The sequence below is a fragment of the Streptococcus sp. k-402 genome (genome assembly GCF_013277515.1).
Taxonomy (GTDB): Bacteria; Bacillota; Bacilli; order Lactobacillales; family Streptococcaceae; genus Streptococcus.
The window spans coordinates 26,170-44,294 of sequence record NZ_VMNB01000009.1; the positions used below are offsets into that span (position 1 = coordinate 26,170).

General features: G+C 41.6%; 20 protein-coding genes and 1 other annotated feature. Of the genes, 19 read left to right on the top strand and 1 reads right to left on the bottom strand.

Going from position 1 to position 18,125, the window contains the following annotated elements:
• The 17 genes from rsmI to HT724_RS06895 all read left to right on the top strand — a co-directional run bounded on the left by rsmI (position 1) and on the right by HT724_RS06895 (position 15,429).
• Complete coding sequence (gene rsmI, locus HT724_RS06815; protein WP_173275706.1) at positions 1 to 879, top strand: 16S rRNA (cytidine(1402)-2'-O)-methyltransferase; 879 nt, start codon at positions 1 to 3, stop codon at positions 877 to 879.
• A 235-nt stretch (positions 880 to 1,114) separates the two neighbouring features.
• Positions 1,115 to 2,449 carry a methylenetetrahydrofolate--tRNA-(uracil(54)-C(5))-methyltransferase (FADH(2)-oxidizing) TrmFO gene (trmFO, locus tag HT724_RS06820; RefSeq protein ID WP_173275709.1) on the top strand — a complete coding sequence of 445 codons (1,335 nt, stop codon included), beginning with the start codon at positions 1,115 to 1,117 and terminating at the stop codon, positions 2,447 to 2,449.
• A gap of 83 nt (positions 2,450 to 2,532) precedes the next feature.
• A complete protein-coding gene (pyrH, locus tag HT724_RS06825; RefSeq protein WP_050252904.1) occupies positions 2,533 to 3,270 on the top strand; it encodes a UMP kinase in 738 nt (245 codons plus the stop codon).
• A gap of 8 nt (positions 3,271 to 3,278) precedes the next feature.
• Positions 3,279 to 3,836: a ribosome recycling factor gene (gene frr, locus HT724_RS06830; protein ID WP_001262225.1), complete on the top strand. Its 558-nt coding sequence runs from the start codon at positions 3,279 to 3,281 to the stop codon at positions 3,834 to 3,836.
• Between the two features lie 59 nt (positions 3,837 to 3,895).
• Entirely contained in the window at positions 3,896 to 4,750 is an 855-nt protein-coding gene (gene cvfB / locus HT724_RS06835; RefSeq protein ID WP_173274450.1) for an RNA-binding virulence regulatory protein CvfB, read from the top strand.
• 8 nt (positions 4,751 to 4,758) lie between these two features.
• A complete protein-coding gene (locus HT724_RS06840) occupies positions 4,759 to 4,974 on the top strand; it encodes a YozE family protein (protein WP_001232084.1) in 216 nt (71 codons plus the stop codon).
• 85 nt (positions 4,975 to 5,059) lie between these two features.
• Positions 5,060 to 6,064: a PhoH family protein gene (locus HT724_RS06845; protein ID WP_173275712.1), complete on the top strand. Its 1,005-nt coding sequence runs from the start codon at positions 5,060 to 5,062 to the stop codon at positions 6,062 to 6,064.
• 212 nt (positions 6,065 to 6,276) lie between these two features.
• Complete coding sequence (locus HT724_RS06850; protein ID WP_173275715.1) at positions 6,277 to 6,846, top strand: GNAT family N-acetyltransferase; 570 nt, start codon at positions 6,277 to 6,279, stop codon at positions 6,844 to 6,846.
• Between the two features lie 66 nt (positions 6,847 to 6,912).
• Complete coding sequence (locus HT724_RS06855; RefSeq protein ID WP_173275718.1) at positions 6,913 to 7,563, top strand: helix-hairpin-helix domain-containing protein; 651 nt, start codon at positions 6,913 to 6,915, stop codon at positions 7,561 to 7,563.
• Positions 7,547 to 9,787 carry a DNA internalization-related competence protein ComEC/Rec2 gene (locus HT724_RS06860; protein ID WP_173275721.1) on the top strand — a complete coding sequence of 747 codons (2,241 nt, stop codon included), beginning with the start codon at positions 7,547 to 7,549 and terminating at the stop codon, positions 9,785 to 9,787. Before HT724_RS06855 ends, HT724_RS06860 begins: the two co-directional genes overlap by 17 nt.
• Before the next feature lie 72 nt (positions 9,788 to 9,859).
• Positions 9,860 to 9,991, top strand: a sequence feature (ribosomal protein L20 leader region).
• 15 nt (positions 9,992 to 10,006) lie between these two features.
• The gene (gene infC / locus HT724_RS06865; RefSeq protein ID WP_000848180.1) at positions 10,007 to 10,537 is read left to right on the top strand and encodes a translation initiation factor IF-3; all 531 of its coding nucleotides are present in this window, start codon (positions 10,007 to 10,009) and stop codon (positions 10,535 to 10,537) included.
• A 32-nt stretch (positions 10,538 to 10,569) separates the two neighbouring features.
• The gene (gene rpmI, locus HT724_RS06870; protein ID WP_001125943.1) at positions 10,570 to 10,770 is read left to right on the top strand and encodes a 50S ribosomal protein L35; all 201 of its coding nucleotides are present in this window, start codon (positions 10,570 to 10,572) and stop codon (positions 10,768 to 10,770) included.
• A gap of 51 nt (positions 10,771 to 10,821) precedes the next feature.
• On the top strand, positions 10,822 to 11,181 hold the full coding sequence (rplT, locus tag HT724_RS06875) for a 50S ribosomal protein L20 (protein WP_000124836.1): 360 nt from the start codon (positions 10,822 to 10,824) through the stop codon (positions 11,179 to 11,181).
• 58 nt (positions 11,182 to 11,239) lie between these two features.
• The gene (locus HT724_RS06880; protein ID WP_000157153.1) at positions 11,240 to 11,620 is read left to right on the top strand and encodes a VOC family protein; all 381 of its coding nucleotides are present in this window, start codon (positions 11,240 to 11,242) and stop codon (positions 11,618 to 11,620) included.
• A 248-nt stretch (positions 11,621 to 11,868) separates the two neighbouring features.
• Positions 11,869 to 12,669 carry a dihydroorotate dehydrogenase electron transfer subunit gene (locus HT724_RS06885; RefSeq protein ID WP_173275723.1) on the top strand — a complete coding sequence of 267 codons (801 nt, stop codon included), beginning with the start codon at positions 11,869 to 11,871 and terminating at the stop codon, positions 12,667 to 12,669.
• Positions 12,632 to 13,618 carry a dihydroorotate dehydrogenase gene (locus HT724_RS06890; RefSeq protein WP_173275726.1) on the top strand — a complete coding sequence of 329 codons (987 nt, stop codon included), beginning with the start codon at positions 12,632 to 12,634 and terminating at the stop codon, positions 13,616 to 13,618. Before HT724_RS06885 ends, HT724_RS06890 begins: the two co-directional genes overlap by 38 nt.
• Positions 13,619 to 13,659: 41 nt before the next feature.
• Positions 13,660 to 15,429: a glucosaminidase domain-containing protein gene (locus tag HT724_RS06895; RefSeq protein ID WP_173275729.1), complete on the top strand. Its 1,770-nt coding sequence runs from the start codon at positions 13,660 to 13,662 to the stop codon at positions 15,427 to 15,429.
• A 48-nt stretch (positions 15,430 to 15,477) separates the two neighbouring features.
• Here HT724_RS06895 and pavA read toward each other — a convergent pair whose 3' ends face one another.
• The gene (gene pavA, locus HT724_RS06900; RefSeq protein WP_173275732.1) at positions 15,478 to 17,133 is read right to left on the bottom strand and encodes an Rqc2 family fibronectin-binding protein PavA; all 1,656 of its coding nucleotides are present in this window, start codon (positions 17,131 to 17,133) and stop codon (positions 15,478 to 15,480) included.
• Positions 17,134 to 17,237: 104 nt separating this feature from the next.
• On the opposite strand from pavA, the gene ybeY reads away from it, so the two are divergent.
• Together ybeY and HT724_RS06910 are read left to right on the top strand one after the other, a co-directional pair.
• Positions 17,238 to 17,735 carry an rRNA maturation RNase YbeY gene (gene ybeY / locus HT724_RS06905; protein WP_000275156.1) on the top strand — a complete coding sequence of 166 codons (498 nt, stop codon included), beginning with the start codon at positions 17,238 to 17,240 and terminating at the stop codon, positions 17,733 to 17,735.
• Positions 17,716 to 18,111: a diacylglycerol kinase gene (locus HT724_RS06910; protein WP_000378165.1), complete on the top strand. Its 396-nt coding sequence runs from the start codon at positions 17,716 to 17,718 to the stop codon at positions 18,109 to 18,111. The genes ybeY and HT724_RS06910 overlap by 20 nt, the downstream gene beginning before the upstream one ends.
• Positions 18,112 to 18,125: the final 14 nt, after the last annotated feature.

Sequence of the window (18,125 nt, forward strand, 5' to 3'; positions counted from 1 at the left end):
ATGCAGATTCAAAAAAGTTTTAAGGGGCAGTCTCCCTACGGCAAGCTGTACCTAGTGGCAACGCCGATTGGCAATCTAGATGATATGACCTTTCGAGCCATCCAAACCTTGAAAGAAGTGGATTGGATTGCAGCTGAGGACACGCGCAATACAGGGCTTCTGCTCAAGCATTTTGATATTTCCACCAAGCAGATCAGTTTTCATGAGCACAATGCCAAGGAAAAGATTCCTGATTTGATTGGTTTCCTGAAAGCAGGACAAAGTATTGCTCAGGTATCGGATGCAGGTTTGCCTAGTATCTCAGACCCTGGTCATGATTTGGTTAAGGCAGCCATTGAGGAAGATATTGCGGTTGTGACTGTTCCAGGTGCCTCTGCAGGAATTTCTGCCTTGATTGCCAGTGGTTTGGCGCCACAGCCACATATCTTTTATGGTTTTTTACCGAGAAAATCAGGCCAACAAAAGCAATTTTTCGACTCGAAAAAAGACTATCCTGAAACACAAATTTTCTATGAATCACCTCATCGTGTAGCAGACACGTTGGAAAATATGTTAGAAGTCTACGGTGACCGCTCGGTGGTCTTGGTTAGAGAATTGACAAAGATTTACGAAGAATACCAACGAGGTACAATTTCTGAATTACTGGAAAGCATCTCTGAAACGTCTCTCAAGGGTGAATGTCTTCTGATTGTTGAAGGTGCCAGTCAGGATGTGGAGGAAAAAGATGAGGAGGACTTATTTTCAGAAATCCAAGCCCGTATCCAGCAAGGCATGAAGAAAAATCAAGCTATCAAGGAAGTCGCTAAGTTTTACAAGTGGAATAAGAGCCAGCTCTACGCTGCCTACCATGAATGGGAAGAAAAACAAGAAAATGACTAAACAGGGAAGTTTGCCTTCTTCCCTTTTTTTGTTATACTAGTAGAAGAAAAAAATAGAAAGATTTGTGGGAGTGAAAAAGTCCGGGGGACTTTTTCAGCCTGAGCCAGGAAATTCGAAAGCGAAGTAAGTCCTGTGGACTTTTTCAGCCTGAGCCAAGAAATTCGAAAACTCTTAAGTTTGATTGGCTTTTTCAATGTGAAACTTGTCTTCACACTCCCAAAGGGGTATTAGTGTCGTGTCTCAATCTTATATCAATGTTATCGGTGCTGGTTTGGCAGGTTCTGAAGCAGCCTACCAAATTGCAGAACGTGGTATTCCAGTTAAACTTTATGAAATGCGTGGTGTCAAGTCAACACCTCAACACAAAACAGATAATTTTGCAGAGTTAGTTTGTTCCAATTCCCTACGTGGGGATGCTTTGACCAATGCTGTCGGGCTCCTCAAGGAAGAAATGCGTCGCTTGGGTTCAGTTATCTTGGAATCTGCTGAAGCAACCCGTGTTCCCGCAGGTGGTGCGCTTGCGGTGGACCGTGATGGTTTCTCCCAAATGGTGACCGAAAAAGTTGCCAACCATCCCTTGATTGAAGTGGTTCGTGATGAAATTACAGAATTGCCGACAGATGTTATTACAGTTGTGGCGACTGGTCCCTTGACCAGTGATGCTTTGGCTGAAAAGATTCATGCCCTTAATGACGGCGATGGCTTCTATTTCTACGATGCAGCAGCGCCTATTATCGATGTCAACACCATCGATATGAGCAAGTTCTATCTCAAGTCTCGTTATGATAAGGGAGAAGCAGCCTATCTCAACGCTCCCATGACCAAGCAGGAGTTTATGGATTTTCATGAAGCCTTGGTTAATGCGGAAGAAGCTCCGCTTAATTCTTTTGAAAAAGAAAAGTACTTTGAAGGTTGTATGCCTATCGAAGTCATGGCTAAACGAGGTATTAAAACCATGCTTTATGGTCCTATGAAACCAGTCGGTTTGGAGTATCCAGATGACTATACAGGACCTCGTGATGGAGAATTTAAAACACCTTATGCGGTTGTGCAACTTCGTCAGGATAATGCAGCAGGTAGCCTATACAATATTGTTGGTTTTCAGACCCACCTCAAATGGGGGGAACAAAAGCGTGTCTTTCAAATGATTCCAGGTCTTGAAAATGCGGAGTTTGTTCGTTATGGTGTTATGCACCGCAATTCTTATATGGATTCACCAAATCTTCTTGAACAGACCTATCGTTCTAAGAAACAACCAAATCTCTTCTTTGCTGGTCAGATGACGGGTGTGGAAGGCTATGTTGAGTCCGCAGCGTCAGGCTTAGTTGCGGGAATTAACGCGGCTCGTCTTTTCAAGGGAGAAAGCCAAGCTATTTTCCCAGAGACGACGGCTATCGGAAGCTTAGCTCATTACATCACCCATGCTGACAGCAAACATTTCCAACCAATGAATGTCAATTTTGGAATCATCAAGGAGTTGGAAGGCGAGCGTATTCGTGATAAGAAGGCTCGTTATGAAAAAATTGCTGAGCGTGCCCTCAGTGATTTGGAGGAATTTTTAACTGTCTAATTTTTTTCAAAGAATTGCTCACGATACTATAAAAATCTTAGAAATTGTGATAAAATAGGTAGGATAAAAAAAGGAGAGTGAAAATGGCGAATCCCAAGTATAAACGTATTTTAATCAAGTTATCAGGTGAAGCCCTTGCCGGTGAACGTGGCGTAGGGATTGATATCCAAACAGTTCAAACAATCGCAAAAGAGATTCAAGAAGTTCATAGCTTAGGTATCGAAATTGCCCTTGTTATTGGTGGAGGAAATCTCTGGCGTGGTGAACCTGCTGCTGAAGCAGGAATGGACCGCGTTCAGGCAGATTACACAGGAATGCTTGGGACTGTTATGAATGCTCTTGTGATGGCAGATTCATTGCAACAAGTTGGGGTCGATACGCGTGTGCAAACAGCTATTGCTATGCAACAAGTGGCAGAGCCTTACGTACGTGGACGTGCCCTTCGTCACCTTGAAAAAGGCCGTATCGTTATCTTTGGTGCTGGAATTGGTTCACCTTACTTCTCAACCGATACAACAGCGGCCCTTCGTTCAGCTGAAATCGAAGCGGATGCCATTCTTATGGCTAAAAATGGTGTCGACGGTGTTTACAATGCCGATCCTAAGAAGGACAAGACAGCTGTTAAGTTTGAAGAATTGACCCACCGTGACGTTATCAACAAAGGTCTTCGTATCATGGACTCAACTGCTTCAACCCTCTCAATGGACAACGACATTGACTTGGTTGTCTTCAACATGAACCAACCAGGCAATATCAAACGTGTCGTATTTGGTGAAAATATCGGAACAACAGTTTCAAATAATATCGAAGAAAAGGAATAAGAAAGATTATGGCTAACGCAATTATTGAAAAAGCTAAAGAGAGAATGACCCAGTCTCACCAATCACTTGCTCGTGAATTTGGTGGTATCCGTGCCGGTCGTGCCAATGCAAGTTTGCTTGACCGTGTACATGTAGAATACTATGGAGTAGAAACTCCTCTTAACCAAATTGCTTCAATTACGATTCCAGAAGCGCGTGTTTTGTTGGTTACACCATTTGATAAGTCTTCATTGAAAGACATCGAACGTGCCTTGAACGCTTCTGATCTTGGTATCACACCAGCTAACGATGGTTCTGTGATTCGTTTAGTTATCCCAGCTCTTACTGAGGAAACTCGTCGTGACCTTGCTAAAGAAGTGAAGAAGGTCGGCGAAAATGCTAAAGTGGCTGTCCGCAATATCCGTCGCGATGCCATGGACGAAGCTAAGAAACAAGAAAAAGCAAAAGAAATCACTGAAGACGAATTGAAGACTCTTGAAAAAGATATTCAAAAAGTAACAGACGATGCTGTTAAACACATCGATGACATGACCGCCAATAAAGAAAAAGAACTTTTGGAAGTCTAAAAATAAACAGAAAAACTCAGTTGGCATTGCTGGCTGAGTTTTATTCGAAAGAAGGAAATATGAATACAAATCTTGCAAGTTTTATCGTTGGACTCATCATCGATGAAAATGACCGTTTTTACTTTGTGCAAAAGGATGGTCAAACCTATGCTCTTGCTAAGGAAGAAGGTCAGCATACAGTAGGAGATACGGTTAAAGGTTTTGCTTATACAGATATGAAGCAAAAACTCCGTTTGACAACTCTAGAAGTGACTGCCACTCAGGATCAATTTGGTTGGGGCCGTGTCACAGAGGTTCGTAAGGATTTGGGTGTCTTTGTGGATACAGGCCTTCCTGATAAAGAAATCGTTGTGTCACTCGATATCCTCCCTGAGCTCAAGGAACTCTGGCCTAAGAAGGGCGACCAACTCTACATCCGTCTTGAAGTGGACAAGAAAGACCGTATCTGGGGCCTCTTGGCTTATCAAGAAGACTTCCAACGTCTAGCTCGTTCTGCTTACAACAATATGCAGAACCAAAACTGGCCAGCCATTGTTTACCGTCTCAAGTTGTCAGGAACTTTTGTTTACCTGCCAGAGAATAACATGCTTGGTTTTATCCATCCTAGCGAGCGCTACGCAGAGCCACGTTTGGGGCAAGTATTAGATGCGCGTGTCATCGGTTTTCGTGAAGTGGATCGCACTCTGAACCTCTCCCTCAAACCACGTTCTTTTGAAATGTTGGAAAATGATGCCCAGATGATTTTGACCTATTTGGAAAGCAATGGCGGTTTTATGACCTTGAATGATAAGTCATCCCCAGACGACATCAAGGCAACCTTTGGCATTTCTAAAGGTCAGTTCAAGAAAGCACTCGGTGGTTTGATGAAGGCTGGTAAAATCAAGCAAGACCAGTTTGGGACAGAGTTGATTTAGGGAGATTTATGAGAAAATCATTTTACACTTGGCTCATGACCGAGCGCAATCCTAAAAGTAACAGTCCCAAGGCTATCTTGGCAGACCTCGCTTTTGAAGAATCAGCCTTTCCAAAACACACAGATGATTTTGATGAGGTCAGTCGATTTTTGGAGGAACATGCCAGTTTCTCTTTTAACCTAGGAGACTTTGACGCTATCTGGCAAGAATACTTAGAACACTAGACTTTATTCATTAGGTTTGGGCTAGTAATTTCTCCACCCCTTTGCTATAATAAAAAGAAATAAAAGGATTAGAGAGGTTCTTTATTTGAAGGAACATTCAATAGACATTCAACTGAGTCATCCAGATGACCTATTTCATCTTTTTGGTTCCAATGAACGCCATCTTCGTTTGATGGAAGAAGAGCTTGATGTGGTGATTCATGCTCGTACGGAGATTGTCCAGGTTTTGGGAGAAGAGACTGCCTGCGAGGAAGCCCGTCAGGTTATTCAAGCTCTCATGGTCTTGGTAAATCGTGGGATGACCGTTGGTATGCCAGATGTGGTGACTGCAATTAGCATGGTCAAAAACGATGAAATCGACAAGTTTGTCGCCCTTTACGAAGAAGAAATCATCAAGGATAATACTGGGAAGCCTATCCGTGTCAAAACCTTGGGTCAAAAACTTTATGTGGACAGTGTTAAACAGCATGATGTGACCTTTGGAATTGGGCCAGCAGGGACAGGGAAGACCTTTCTTGCAGTTACTTTGGCTGTGACTGCCCTTAAACGTGGGCAAGTCAAGAGGATTATCCTGACTCGTCCAGCGGTGGAAGCAGGAGAGAGTCTAGGTTTTCTTCCTGGTGATCTTAAGGAGAAGGTAGATCCTTATCTTCGACCTGTTTATGATGCCTTGTATCAGATTCTGGGGAAAGACCAAACGACTCGTCTCATGGAGCGAGAAATTATCGAGATTGCGCCGCTTGCTTACATGCGTGGACGAACCTTGGATGATGCCTTTGTCATTCTCGATGAGGCCCAAAATACGACCATCATGCAGATGAAGATGTTTTTGACGCGTTTAGGTTTTAATTCTAAGATGATTGTCAATGGAGATATCAGCCAGATTGACCTTCCGCGTAACGTCAAGTCTGGTCTGATTGATGCTCAAGAAAAACTCAAGAACATCCATCAGATTGACTTTGTTCATTTTTCAGCCAAGGATGTGGTTCGCCATCCAGTTGTCGCTCAGATTATCCGAGCTTATGAACCAGCTCCAGTTAAAAATGAAGAGAGTGAAGAATTAGATCTTCAACCTCTATCTGAAGGATAGTTCTTTTGTACTTAAAGTTATCTCAATACTAAATCTATAGTAGATTGAAGCTAGAATAGTACGTCGTGACTGCTAAAACATTTCTAGAAATTAATTTGACTTTCCTGATTGATTTGTTTATATCTTATTTCAATCTACTATAAGTTTGCTTTTTAAATGTTTTATTCAATATCCTTGTATTAGATTAGAAAGGTTTCAAGTGGAAGAAACGTATGGAATCAATCTTTTTAAAACTAGCTCAGTATCCCATAGTCGAGACTGAGCGTTTATTGCTTAGACCTGTAACCTTGGATGATGCGGAAGAAATGTTTGCCTATGCCTCGGACAGAGAAAATACGCGCTACACTTTTCCAACCAATCAAAGCTTGGAAGAAACCAAGAATAACATTGCTCAGTTCTACTTGGCCAATCCCTTGGGACGGTGGGGAATAGAGCTAAAAAGCAATGGCAAATTTATTGGAACCATTGACTTGCACAAGATTGATCCTGTTCTTAAGAAGGCAGCTATTGGCTACATTATCAATAAAAAGTATTGGAATCAAGGATTGACGACAGAAGCCAATCGTGCCGTAATTGAGCTGGCTTTTGAGAAGATAGGAATGAATAAGTTAGTTGCTTTACACGATAAGGCTAATCCCGCGTCAGGAAAGGTCATGGAGAAATCAGGCATGCGTTTTTCCCATGCAGAACCATATGCTTGTATGGACCAGCATGAAGAAGGCCGAATCGTGACAAGAGTTCATTATGTCTTGACCAAGGAAGACTATTTTGCAAATAAATAAGCAGTTGAGAAGAAATTTTCAACTGTTTTTTCTTCCTCTTACGAATAATCTAAGAGAGGAGAAAATATGGAAGCAATTATCGAGAAAATTAAAGAGTATAAAATCATTGTTATCTGTACCGGTCTGGGCTTGCTTGTAGGAGGATTTTTCCTGCTAAAACCAGCTCCACAAACACCTGTCAAGGAAACGAATTTGCAGGCAGAAGTTGCAGCAGTTTCCAAGGATTCGGTATCCGAAAAGGATGTGAAGAAGGAAGAAAAGGAAGAATCCCTTGAACAAGAACTAATCACAGTAGATGTAAAAGGAGCTGTTAAAGCACCAGGAATTTATGATTTGCCTGTAGGTAGTAGAGTCAATGACGCTGTTCAAAAGGCTGGTGGCTTGACAGAGCAAGCAGATAGCAAGTCGCTCAATCTAGCTCAGAAAGTTAGTGACGAGGCTCTGGTTTACGTCCCAACTAAGGGAGAAGAAGTGGCTAGTCAACAGACTGGTTCTGGGGCAGCTTCTTCAACGAGCAAGGAAAAGAAGGTCAATCTCAACAAGGCTAGTCTGGAAGAACTTAAGCAGGTCAAGGGTCTGGGAGGAAAACGTGCTCAGGATATTATCGACCATCGTGAATCAAATGGAAAATTCAAGTCGGTTGACGAACTCAAGAAGGTCTCTGGCATTGGTGCCAAGACCATAGAAAAGCTAAAAGACTATGTTACAGTGGATTAAGAATTTCCCCATTCCCCTAATCTATCTGAGTTTTCTATTGTTTTGGCTTTACTATGCTATTTTCTCAGCATCCTATCTTGCTTTGTTGGGCTTTGTTTTTCTGCTAGTTTGTCTCTTTATTCAATTTCCTTGGAAATCAGCAGGCAGAGTTCTAGTGCTTTGTGGAATCTTTGGATTTTGGTTTCTGTTTCAAAATTGGCAACAGAGTCAAGCGAGTCAAAATTTGGCGTATTCTGTTGAAAGGGTACGGATTTTGACTGACACTATTAAGGTCAATGGTGACAGTCTATCCTTTCGTGGCAAGTCTGATGGACTCATTTTTCAAGTTTATTATAAACTCCAGTCCGAGGAGGAGAAAGAAGCCTTTCAAACCTTGACAGACCTTTATGATATAGAACTAGAAGGAAAACTTTCGGAGCCAGAAGGGCAGAGAAATTTTGGAGGCTTTGACTACCAAGCCTATCTGAAGACTCAGGGAATTTACCAGACACTCAATATCAAAAAAATCCAGTCACTTCAAAAGGTTAGCAGTTGGGATATAGGTGAAAACTTGTCTAGTTTACGTCGAAAGGCTGTGGTTTGGATTAAGACGCACTTTCCAGACCCTATGCGCAATTATATGACAGGGCTCTTACTAGGACATCTGGATACGGACTTCGAGGAGATGAATGAGCTTTATTCCAGTCTAGGAATTATTCATCTTTTTGCCTTGTCGGGCATGCAGGTAGGATTTTTCATGGATGGCTTTAAGAAACTACTCTTACGATTGGGCTTGACCCAAGAAAAGTTGAAATGGCTGACCTATCCCTTTTCCTTTATCTATGCAGGTCTGACAGGATTTTCAGCATCAGTTATTCGCAGTCTCTTACAAAAGTTACTGGCTCAACATGGTGTTAAGGGCTTGGATAATTTTGCCTTGACGGTTCTTGTCCTCTTTATTATCATGCCCAACTTTTTCTTGACAGCAGGAGGTGTCTTGTCCTGCGCCTATGCTTTTATCTTGACCATGACCAGCAAAGAAGGGGAGGGACTCAAGGCTGTTGCCAGAGAAAGTCTGGTTATTTCTTTGGGAATATTACCCATTCTATCCTTCTATTTTGCGGAATTTCAACCTTGGTCCATCCTATTGACCTTTGTCTTTTCCTTTCTATTTGACATGGTCTTCTTACCGCTCTTGTCTATCTTATTTGTCCTTTCCTTTCTCTATCCAGTCATTCAGCTGAATTTTATTTTTGAATGGTTGGAGGGGATGATTCGCTTGGTATCACAGGTGGCAAGTAGACCGCTTGTCTTTGGACAACCCAATGCATGGCTTTTAATCTCATTGTTAATTTCCTTGGCTTTAGTCTATGATTTGAGGAAAAACATTAAAAGGCTAGCAGTATTGAGCTTATTGATTACAGGTCTCTTTTTCTTGACCAAGCATCCACTGGAAAATGAAATTACCATGCTGGATGTGGGGCAAGGCGAAAGTCTTTTCCTACGGGATGTAACTGGTAAAACCATTCTCATAGATGTGGGAGGCAAGGCAGAATCTGATAAGAAAATTGAGGTTTGGCAAGAAAAGGCGACGACCAGCAATGCCCAGCGAACCTTGATACCCTATCTCAAAAGTCGAGGAGTAGCCAAGATTGACCAGCTAATTTTGACCAATACAGATAAGGAGCATGTTGGAGATTTGTTGGAGGTGACCAAGTCTTTTCATGTAGGGGAGATTTTAGTATCCAAAGGCAGTTTGAAACAGAAGGAATTTGTTGCAGAACTACAAGAAACACAAATCAAGGTGCGTAGTGTGGCAGAAGGGGAAAATGTGCTAATTTTCGGAAGTCAGATAGAAGTCCTATCTCCAAGGAAAATTGGAGATGGAGATCATGAAGATTCCCTGGTTTTGTATGGAAAACTCTTGGATAAAAACTTTCTTTTCACAGGAAATTTGGAGGAGAAAGGAGAGAAGGACTTGTTGAAGCATTATCCTGACCTAGAGGTGGATGTTTTGAAAGTTGGCCAACATGGCAATAAAAAATCATCAAGTTCAGCCTTTTTAGAACAGCTCAAACCAGAGATGACTCTCATTTCAGTTGGAAAGAGCAATCGAACGAAACTCCCCCATCAGGAAACCTTGACACGACTGAAAACTATCAATAGCAAAGTATATCGAACTGACCAACAAGGAGCTACTAGGTTTAAAGGTTGGAATAGATGGAAGATCCAAACAGTTGGTTAACGAGCAGAAACTTTTCAAAAAAATAACTTTTTATCTTGACAAGGGCTAGAAAACTTGGTATCATATAAAAGTTGAGAAAAGCAGAAGTGAGAGCTTCTCGCCTTGTGACATTAAGTTGCCTGGCCCTACGGATGAAAAGTTTCTAAGAAACGCTATCATAACGTGCGGGCTTGTATATTTACGAGTCCGCTATTGTTTTTCTCGAATAAAACAAAAGAGGTGAAAACCATAGCAAAGCAAGACTTATTCATCAATGATGAGATTCGTGTACGTGAAGTTCGCTTGATTGGTCTTGAAGGAGAACAGCTAGGCATCAAGCCACTCAGTGAAGCGCAAGCTTTGGCTGATAACGCTAATGTTGACCTAGTATTGATTCAACCCCAAGCCAAACCGCCTGTTGCAAAAATTATGGACTACGGTAAGTTCAAATTTGAGTACCAGAAGAAGCAAAAAGAACAACGTAAAAAACAAAGTGTTGTTACTGTGAAAGAAGTTCGTCTAAGTCCAACGATTGACAAGGGTGACTTTGATACAAAACTTCGCAATGCACGCAAATTCCTTGAAAAAGGAAATAAAGTTAAGGTATCTATTCGCTTTAAGGGTCGTATGATTACCCATAAAGAGATTGGTGCAAAAGTTTTAGCCGAGTTTGCTGAAGCAACTCAAGATATTGCCATCATCGAACAACGTGCTAAAATGGATGGACGTCAAATGTTCATGCAATTGGCGCCAGCGACTGACAAAAAATAATTGTCAGAAAGTTAAATAAAGGAGAAAAAATCATGCCAAAACAAAAAACACACCGCGCATCAGCTAAACGTTTCAAACGTACAGGTTCTGGTGGACTTAAACGTTTCCGTGCTTACACTTCTCACCGTTTCCACGGAAAAACTAAGAAACAACGTCGTCATCTTCGTAAAGCATCTATGGTGCATTCAGGAGACTACAAACGTATCAAAGCAATGCTTACTCGCTTGAAATAATAGCTTGACTGTAAGTAAACAATTCTAGGAAATATTTGGAGGAAATAAAACATGGCACGTGTTAAAGGTGGCGTTGTATCACGCAAACGTCGTAAACGTATTCTTAAATTAGCAAAAGGTTACTATGGAGCTAAACACATCTTGTTCCGTACTGCAAAAGAACAAGTAATGAACTCTTACTACTATGCATACCGTGACCGTCGTCAGAAAAAACGTGACTTCCGCAAATTGTGGATCACTCGTATCAACGCGGCAGCTCGTATGAACGGACTTTCATACTCACAATTGATGCATGGTTTGAAATTGGCTGAGATTGAAGTTAACCGTAAAATGCTTGCTGACTTGGCTGTTAACGATGCAGTAGCTTTCACAGCTCTTGCAGATGCAGCGAAAGCAAAACTTGGTAAATAATAACAGATAAGACTGGAACAGGATTGTCCCAGTCTTTTTGAAAATAAAGGAGAAAAATATGGCTTCAAAAATGCTACACACTTGCTTGCGAGTAGAAAATCTTGAAAAATCAATCGCATTTTATCAAGATGCTTTTGGTTTTAAAGAATTGCGTCGCAGAGATTTTCCAGACCATGCCTTCACGATTGTCTATCTAGGTCTTGAGGGTGATGACTATGAGTTGGAGTTGACTTATAACTACGATCATGGTCCTTATGTGGTTGGAGATGGATTTGCCCATATCGCCCTCAGTACACCTGATCTTGAGGCGCTTCATCAAGAGCATAGTGCAAAAGGCTATGAAGTGACTGAGCCAAATGGTCTACCAGGAACTGCACCAAACTATTACTTTGTCAAAGACCCTGATGGCTACAAGGTCGAAGTTATTCGTGAAAAATAATCTCGTGAAGTCAAGTAGAATGTTCGTTTTCTACTTGACTTTTTTTGGTTGAAAGAGTATACTAATAAAAATTTAACCTTTAAGGGGAGTCCAGAGAGACTCACAAGGTGTCAGATAAAAGAATAGTACAATTTTCTAGAGGAGACTTTTTGAGTGTGCTCTCTTCTGTCGTACGATTTTAACTGAGGCCTTGCACTAGCAAGGTCTTTTCTTTATCTGGTCCCCTTAAAATTTAAGGAGGAAAAGTCATGAATCCCACATGTAAGAAACGTTTGGGTGCCATTCGTTTGGAAACAATGAAGGTGGTTGCACAGGAGGAAATTGCGCCAGCAATCTTTGAATTAGTCCTAGAAGGAGAAATGGTTGAAGCTATGCGAGCAGGCCAATTTCTTCATCTGCGTGTGCCTGATGACGCCCATCTTTTGCGTCGCCCTATTTCAATTTCGTCTATCGATAAGATTAAGAAGCAGTGTCATCTCATTTATCGGATTGAAGGGGCTGGGACAGCTATTTTTTCAACCTTAAGTCAGGGAGATACTCTTGATGTGATGGGTCCTCAGGGAAATGGTTTTGACTTGTCTGATCTTGATGAGCAGAATCAGGTACTCCTCGTTGGTGGGGGGATTGGTGTACCTCCCTTGCTTGAGGTGGCCAAGGAATTGCATGGACGTGGAGTGAAAGTAGTGACAGTTCTCGGTTTTTCCACTAAGGATGCTGTTATTTTAGAGACGGAATTGGCCCAATATGGTCAGGTCTTTGTAACGACAGATGATGGTTCTTATGGTATCAAGGGAAATGTTTCTGTTGTCATCAAGGATTTAGACAATCAATTTGATGCTGTTTACTCATGTGGGGCGCCTGGAATGATGAAGTATATCAATCAAACCTTTTATGACCACCCAAGAGCCTATCTATCTCTGGAATCTCGTATGGCGTGTGGGATGGGGGCTTGCTATGCCTGCGTCCTAAAAGTGCCAGAAAGCGAGACGGTCAGCCAACGGGTCTGTGAAGATGGCCCTGTTTTCCGCACAGGAACAGTTGTATTATAAGGAGAAAATTATGACTACAAATCGTTTACAAGTTTCTCTACCTGGTTTGGATTTGAAAAATCCGATTATTCCAGCATCAGGCTGTTTTGGTTTTGGACAAGAGTATGCCAAGTACTATGATTTAGATCTTTTAGGTTCTATTATGATCAAGGCGACAACCCTTGAAGCCCGTTTTGGCAATCCAACTCCAAGGGTGGCAGAAACACCTGCTGGCATGCTCAATGCAATCGGTTTGCAAAATCCTGGTTTGGAAGTTGTCTTGGCTGAAAAGCTACCTTGGCTGGAAAGAGAATATCCAAATCTTCCTATTATTGCCAATGTGGCTGGTTTTTCAAAACAAGAGTATGCAGCTGTTTCTCATGGGATTTCCAAGGCAGCTAATGTAAAGGCTATCGAGCTCAATATTTCTTGCCCCAATGTTGACCACTGTAATCACGGACTTTTGATTGGTCAAGATCCAGATTTGGCTTATGATGTGGTGAAAGCAGCTGTGGAAGTCTCTGATGTGCCAGTTTATGTCAAATTAACCCCTAGTGTGACCGATATCGTCACTGTCGCAAAGGCAGCAGAGGATGCAGGAGCAAGCGGCTTGACCATGATCAATACCCTAGTTGGAATGCGCTTTGACCTCAAAACCAGAAAACCAATCTTGGCCAATGGAACAGGTGGAATGTCTGGTCCAGCAGTCTTTCCAGTAGCCCTCAAACTCATCCGCCAAGTAGCTCAAACAACAGACCTGCCTATCATTGGAATGGGAGGAGTGGATTCGGCTGAAGCAGCCCTAGAAATGTATCTGGCTGGAGCATCTGCTATTGGAGTTGGAACAGCCAACTTTACCAATCCTTATGCCTGCCCTGATATCATCGAAAATTTACCAAAAGTCATGGATAAATACGGCATTAGCAGTCTGGAAAATCTCCGCAAGGAAGTAAAAGAGTCTCTTAGGTAAACTGCAATCAATCTGTTCTTGATTTTTTATTAGTTTGTAATATGAATTTAAGAGAATTTTGGTACAATAAAATAAATAAGAACAGAGGAAGAAAGTTAATGAAGAAAGTAAGATTTATTTTTTTAGCCCTGCTATTTTTCTTAGCTAGACCAGAGAGTGCAATGGCCAGTGATGGTACTTGGCAAGGAAAACAATACCTGAAAGCAGACGGCAGTCAAGCAGCCAATGAGTGGGTTTTTGATGCTCATTATCAATCTTGGTTTTATATAAAAGCAGATGCTAACTATGCTGAAAATGAATGGCTGAAGCAAGGTGATGATTATTTTTACCTCAAATCTGGTGGCTATATGGCCAAGTCAGAATGGGTAGAAGACAAGGGAGCCTTCTATTATCTTGACCAAAATGGAAAGATGAAAAAAAATGCTTGGCTAGGAGCTTCCTATGTCGGTGCAACAGGTGCCAAAGTAATAGAAGACTGGGTATTTGATTCTCAATACGACTCTTGGTTTTATATCAAATCAGATGGACAGCACGCAGAGAAAGAATGGCTTCAAATTAAAGGGAAGGACTATTATTTTAAATCTGGTGGTTATCTACTGACAAGTCAGTGGATTGACCAGGCTTATGTGAATGCCAGTGGTGCCAAAGTACAGCAAGGTTGGCTTTTTGACAAACAATACCAATCTTGGTTTTACATCAAAGCAAATGGAAATCATGCTGAGAAAGAATGGATTTTCGAAAATGGTCACTATTATTATCTAAAATCTGGTGGCTATATGGCAGCCAATGAATGGATTTGGGATAAGGAGTCATGGTTTTACCTCAAATCTGATGGGAAAATGACTGAGAAAGAATGGTTCTACGATGCTAAAAGTCAAGCCTGGTACTACTTCAAATCAGGTGGCTACATGGCGAAAAATGAGACTGTAGATGGTTATCAGCTTGGAAGCGATGGTAAATGGCTTGGAGAAAAAGCTACAAACGAAAATGCTGCTTACTATCAAGTAGTACCTGTCACAGCAAATGTTTATGATGCAGATGGTGAAAAGCTCTCCTATATATCGCAAGGTAGTGTCGTCTGGCTAGATAAGAATAGAAAAAGTGATGACAAGCGCCTAGCTATTACTGTTTCTGGTTTGTCAGGCTATATGAAAACAGAAGATTTACAAGCACTAGATTCTAGCAAGGATTTTATCCCTTATTATGAGAGTGATGGGCATCGTTTTTATCACTATGTGGCTCAGAATGCGAGTATCCCAGTAGCTTCTCATCTTTCTGATATGGAAGTAGGCAAGAAATATTATTCGGCAGATGGCCTGCATTTTGATGGTTTTAATCTTGAAATCCCCTTCCTTTTCAAAGATTTGACAGAGGCTACAAACTACAGTGCTGAGGATTTGGATAAGGTATTTAGTCTGTTAAATATTAACAATAGCCTCTTGGAAAATAAGGGAGCTACCTTTAAGGAAGCCGAAGAACATTACCATATCAATGCCCTCTACCTCCTTGCCCATAGTGCTTTAGAAAGCGACTGGGGACGTAGCAAGATTGCCAAAGATAAGAATAATTTCTTTGGAATTACAGCCTATGATACGACACCTTACCTTTCTGCCAAGACATTTGATGATGTGGATAAGGGAATTTTAGGTGCAACCAAGTGGATTAAGGAAAATTATATCGATAGGGGCAGAACTTTCCTTGGAAACAAGGCGTCTGGTATGAATGTAGAATATGCCTCAGACCCTTATTGGGGTGAAAAAATTGCTAGTGTGATGATGAAAATCAATGAGAAACTAGGTGGCAAAGATTAGTCCTATTATTACTGAATAGTAAGTTAAAAATCCTGATTTCAAGTAAAATCAGGATTTTTTCATGGATGCAATTTTTTCTGGGTCTGGTGTAACGCGGAGGGTCTTTTGTCCTGTGTAAGTGACAAAGCCAGGTTTTCCACCAGTTGGTTTATTGAGTTTTTTGATTTCAATCATATCTACCTGCACCAGATTTGACAAGCGACCTTGAGAGAAGTAGGCAGCTAGCTCTGCTGCGTCTGTCTTGACTTCATCAGATGGGGTAAGATTTCCTGAGATGACAACATGGCTTCCAGGAATGTCCTTGGCATGGAACCAAAGTTCCTCTTTGCGGGCCATTTTAAAGGTTAGTTCCTCGTTTTGTAGGTTGTTTCGGCCGACATAGATGATGGTTTTGCCATCGCTTGCTAGATACTGTTCTGGTTTTTTACGTTTCTGGATTTTCTCCCGTTGTCTTCTGCGGATAAAGCCAGTTTGAATCAATTCTTCACGGATTTCAGCGATTTCTTCCAGTCCAGCTTGGTTGAGGACGGTTTCTACACTTTCCAGATAGAGAATGGTTGCCTTGGTTTCTTCAATCAGATCAGTCAAGTATTTGACAGCTTCTTTGAGTTTCTGGTACCGTTTAAAATAGCGTTGGGCATTCTGGTTGGGAGTCAGAGCCTTATCAAGCGCAATAGTGATAGGTAGGTTGGTATAGTAGTTGTCTAGGATAACCTGGTCTTGGTCGTTAGGCACTTGGTGGAGGAAGGTTGTCAGCAATTCCCCTTTTTGACGAAATTCTTCAGCGTTGTCTGTCGCTAGTAACTCTTTTTCCTGTTTTTTGAGTTTGTGGCGGTTTTTATGAAGTTCATTTTCAACACGACGAATGAGTTCACTAGCTTGCTGTTTGACGCGGTCGCGCTCAGCCTTGTCCTTATAGTAGGTGTCCAGCAAATCAGAAAGACTGGCAAAAGGCTCTCCCACCTGATTTGCAAAAGGAACTGGACTGAAGGAAGTCTCAGTCAAGCAGGGTTTGGTTTCTTGACTGAAAAAGTTACGGAAAGTAGACAGTTTATCACTAATCAGCAGGCCTTCCAATTCATTTGCCGTATCGCGTCCCAGACCTTGAAAGAGGCTTTGAAGGTTTTTAGCTGTCGTTTCCTGTGTTTGCAGGATTTCAAAGAGTTTCTCGTCCTTGATCGTGAAAGGATTGAGAGATTCCGTACTTGGCGGAGCTATGTAGGTCGATCCAGGAAGCAAGGTACGGTAGCTATTTTGTGAAAAGCCAACATGTTTAATGACTTCGAGGATTTTATGACTGCTTTTATCGACCAGTAGAATATTACTGTGTTTCCTCATGATTTCGATAATCAAGGTAGCCTGAATATGGTCTCCAATTTCGTTTTTATTGGAAACTGTCATTTCCACAATACGGTCATTTTCCACTTGCTCAATCGACTCAATCAGGGCGCCCTGCAAATACTTTCTCAAAACCATGATAAAGGTAGAAGGCTGGGCAGGATTTTCAAAAGTTGTTTGGGTCAGCTGGATGCGTCCAAAAACTGGATGGGCAGAAAGGAGCAGGCGATGGCTTTGGCGATTGCTGCGGATTTGCAAGACCAACTCTTGTTCAAAAGGCTGATTGATTTTCTGGATGCGACCATTCACTAACTCTCTTCGCAATTCCTCAACCATGTGGTGTAAAAAAAATCCGTCAAATGACATCGTTCTCTCCTTGTGATTGTATTCCATAGTATTATATCAAAAAGGTAGAATAAAATCATGGAAATGTGGTATAATAAAGCCAAGTAAAGAGAAACGAGAAGCACATGTATATTGAAATGGTAGATGAAACTGGTCAAGTTTCAAAAGAAATGTTGCAACAAACCCAAGAAATTTTGGAATTTGCAGCCCAAAAATTAGGCAAAGAAGACAAGGAGATGGCAGTTACCTTTGTGACCAATGAGCGTAGTCATGAACTCAATCTGGAGTATCGTGACACAGACCGTCCGACAGATGTCATTAGCCTTGAGTATAAGCCAGAGTTGGAAATTGCCTTTGACGAAGAGGATTTGCTTGAAAATCCTGAATTGGCAGAGATGATGTCTGAGTTTGATGCCTATATTGGGGAACTTTTCATCTCTATCGATAAGGCTCATGAGCAGGCCGAGGAATACGGTCACAGTTTTGAGCGTGAGATGGGCTTCTTGGCAGTACACGGCTTTTTACATATCAACGGCTATGATCACTACACTCCAGAAGAAGAAGCGGAGATGTTCGGTTTACAAGAAGAAATTTTGACAGCCTATGGACTCACAAGACAATAAACGAAAATGGAAAAATCGTGACCTGATATCCAGTTTAGAATTTGCTCTCACAGGAATTTTTACTGCTATCAAGGAAGAACGCAATATGCGAAAACATGCAGTGACGGCTCTTGTAGTCATTCTTGCAGGTTTTGTTTTTCAGGTATCACGAATCGAATGGCTCTTTCTCCTATTGAGCATTTTCTTGGTAGTAGCCTTTGAAATTATCAATTCTGCTATCGAAAATGTGGTGGATTTGGCCAGTCACTATCACTTTTCCATGCTGGCTAAAAATGCCAAGGATATGGCAGCTGGCGCGGTATTAGTGGTCTCTCTTTTCGCAGCCTTAACAGGCGCATTGATTTTTCTCCCACGAATCTGGGATTTAATATTTTAAACAGTAAGAGGAAA

What these genes read in the sequence shown, in the direction of transcription:
- cvfB (WP_173274450.1), top strand. Translation starts at nt 3,896, where the DNA reads ATGAATACAAATCTTGCAAGTTTTATCGTTGGACTCATCATCGATGAA.
- HT724_RS06895 (WP_173275729.1), top strand. Translation starts at nt 13,660, where the DNA reads ATGAATTTAAGAGAATTTTGGTACAATAAAATAAATAAGAACAGAGGA.
- HT724_RS06840 (WP_001232084.1), top strand. Translation starts at nt 4,759, where the DNA reads ATGAGAAAATCATTTTACACTTGGCTCATGACCGAGCGCAATCCTAAA.
- HT724_RS06890 (WP_173275726.1), top strand. Translation starts at nt 12,632, where the DNA reads ATGGCCCTGTTTTCCGCACAGGAACAGTTGTATTATAAGGAGAAAATT.
- HT724_RS06850 (WP_173275715.1), top strand. Translation starts at nt 6,277, where the DNA reads ATGGAATCAATCTTTTTAAAACTAGCTCAGTATCCCATAGTCGAGACT.
- pyrH (WP_050252904.1), top strand. Translation starts at nt 2,533, where the DNA reads ATGGCGAATCCCAAGTATAAACGTATTTTAATCAAGTTATCAGGTGAA.
- HT724_RS06885 (WP_173275723.1), top strand. Translation starts at nt 11,869, where the DNA reads ATGAATCCCACATGTAAGAAACGTTTGGGTGCCATTCGTTTGGAAACA.
- HT724_RS06860 (WP_173275721.1), top strand. Translation starts at nt 7,547, where the DNA reads ATGTTACAGTGGATTAAGAATTTCCCCATTCCCCTAATCTATCTGAGT.
- HT724_RS06880 (WP_000157153.1), top strand. Translation starts at nt 11,240, where the DNA reads ATGGCTTCAAAAATGCTACACACTTGCTTGCGAGTAGAAAATCTTGAA.
- rpmI (WP_001125943.1), top strand. Translation starts at nt 10,570, where the DNA reads ATGCCAAAACAAAAAACACACCGCGCATCAGCTAAACGTTTCAAACGT.
- ybeY (WP_000275156.1), top strand. Translation starts at nt 17,238, where the DNA reads ATGTATATTGAAATGGTAGATGAAACTGGTCAAGTTTCAAAAGAAATG.
- rsmI (WP_173275706.1), top strand. Translation starts at nt 1, where the DNA reads ATGCAGATTCAAAAAAGTTTTAAGGGGCAGTCTCCCTACGGCAAGCTG.
- frr (WP_001262225.1), top strand. Translation starts at nt 3,279, where the DNA reads ATGGCTAACGCAATTATTGAAAAAGCTAAAGAGAGAATGACCCAGTCT.
- HT724_RS06855 (WP_173275718.1), top strand. Translation starts at nt 6,913, where the DNA reads ATGGAAGCAATTATCGAGAAAATTAAAGAGTATAAAATCATTGTTATC.
- pavA (WP_173275732.1), bottom strand. Translation starts at nt 17,133, where the DNA reads ATGTCATTTGACGGATTTTTTTTACACCACATGGTTGAGGAATTGCGA.
- HT724_RS06910 (WP_000378165.1), top strand. Translation starts at nt 17,716, where the DNA reads ATGGACTCACAAGACAATAAACGAAAATGGAAAAATCGTGACCTGATA.
- rplT (WP_000124836.1), top strand. Translation starts at nt 10,822, where the DNA reads ATGGCACGTGTTAAAGGTGGCGTTGTATCACGCAAACGTCGTAAACGT.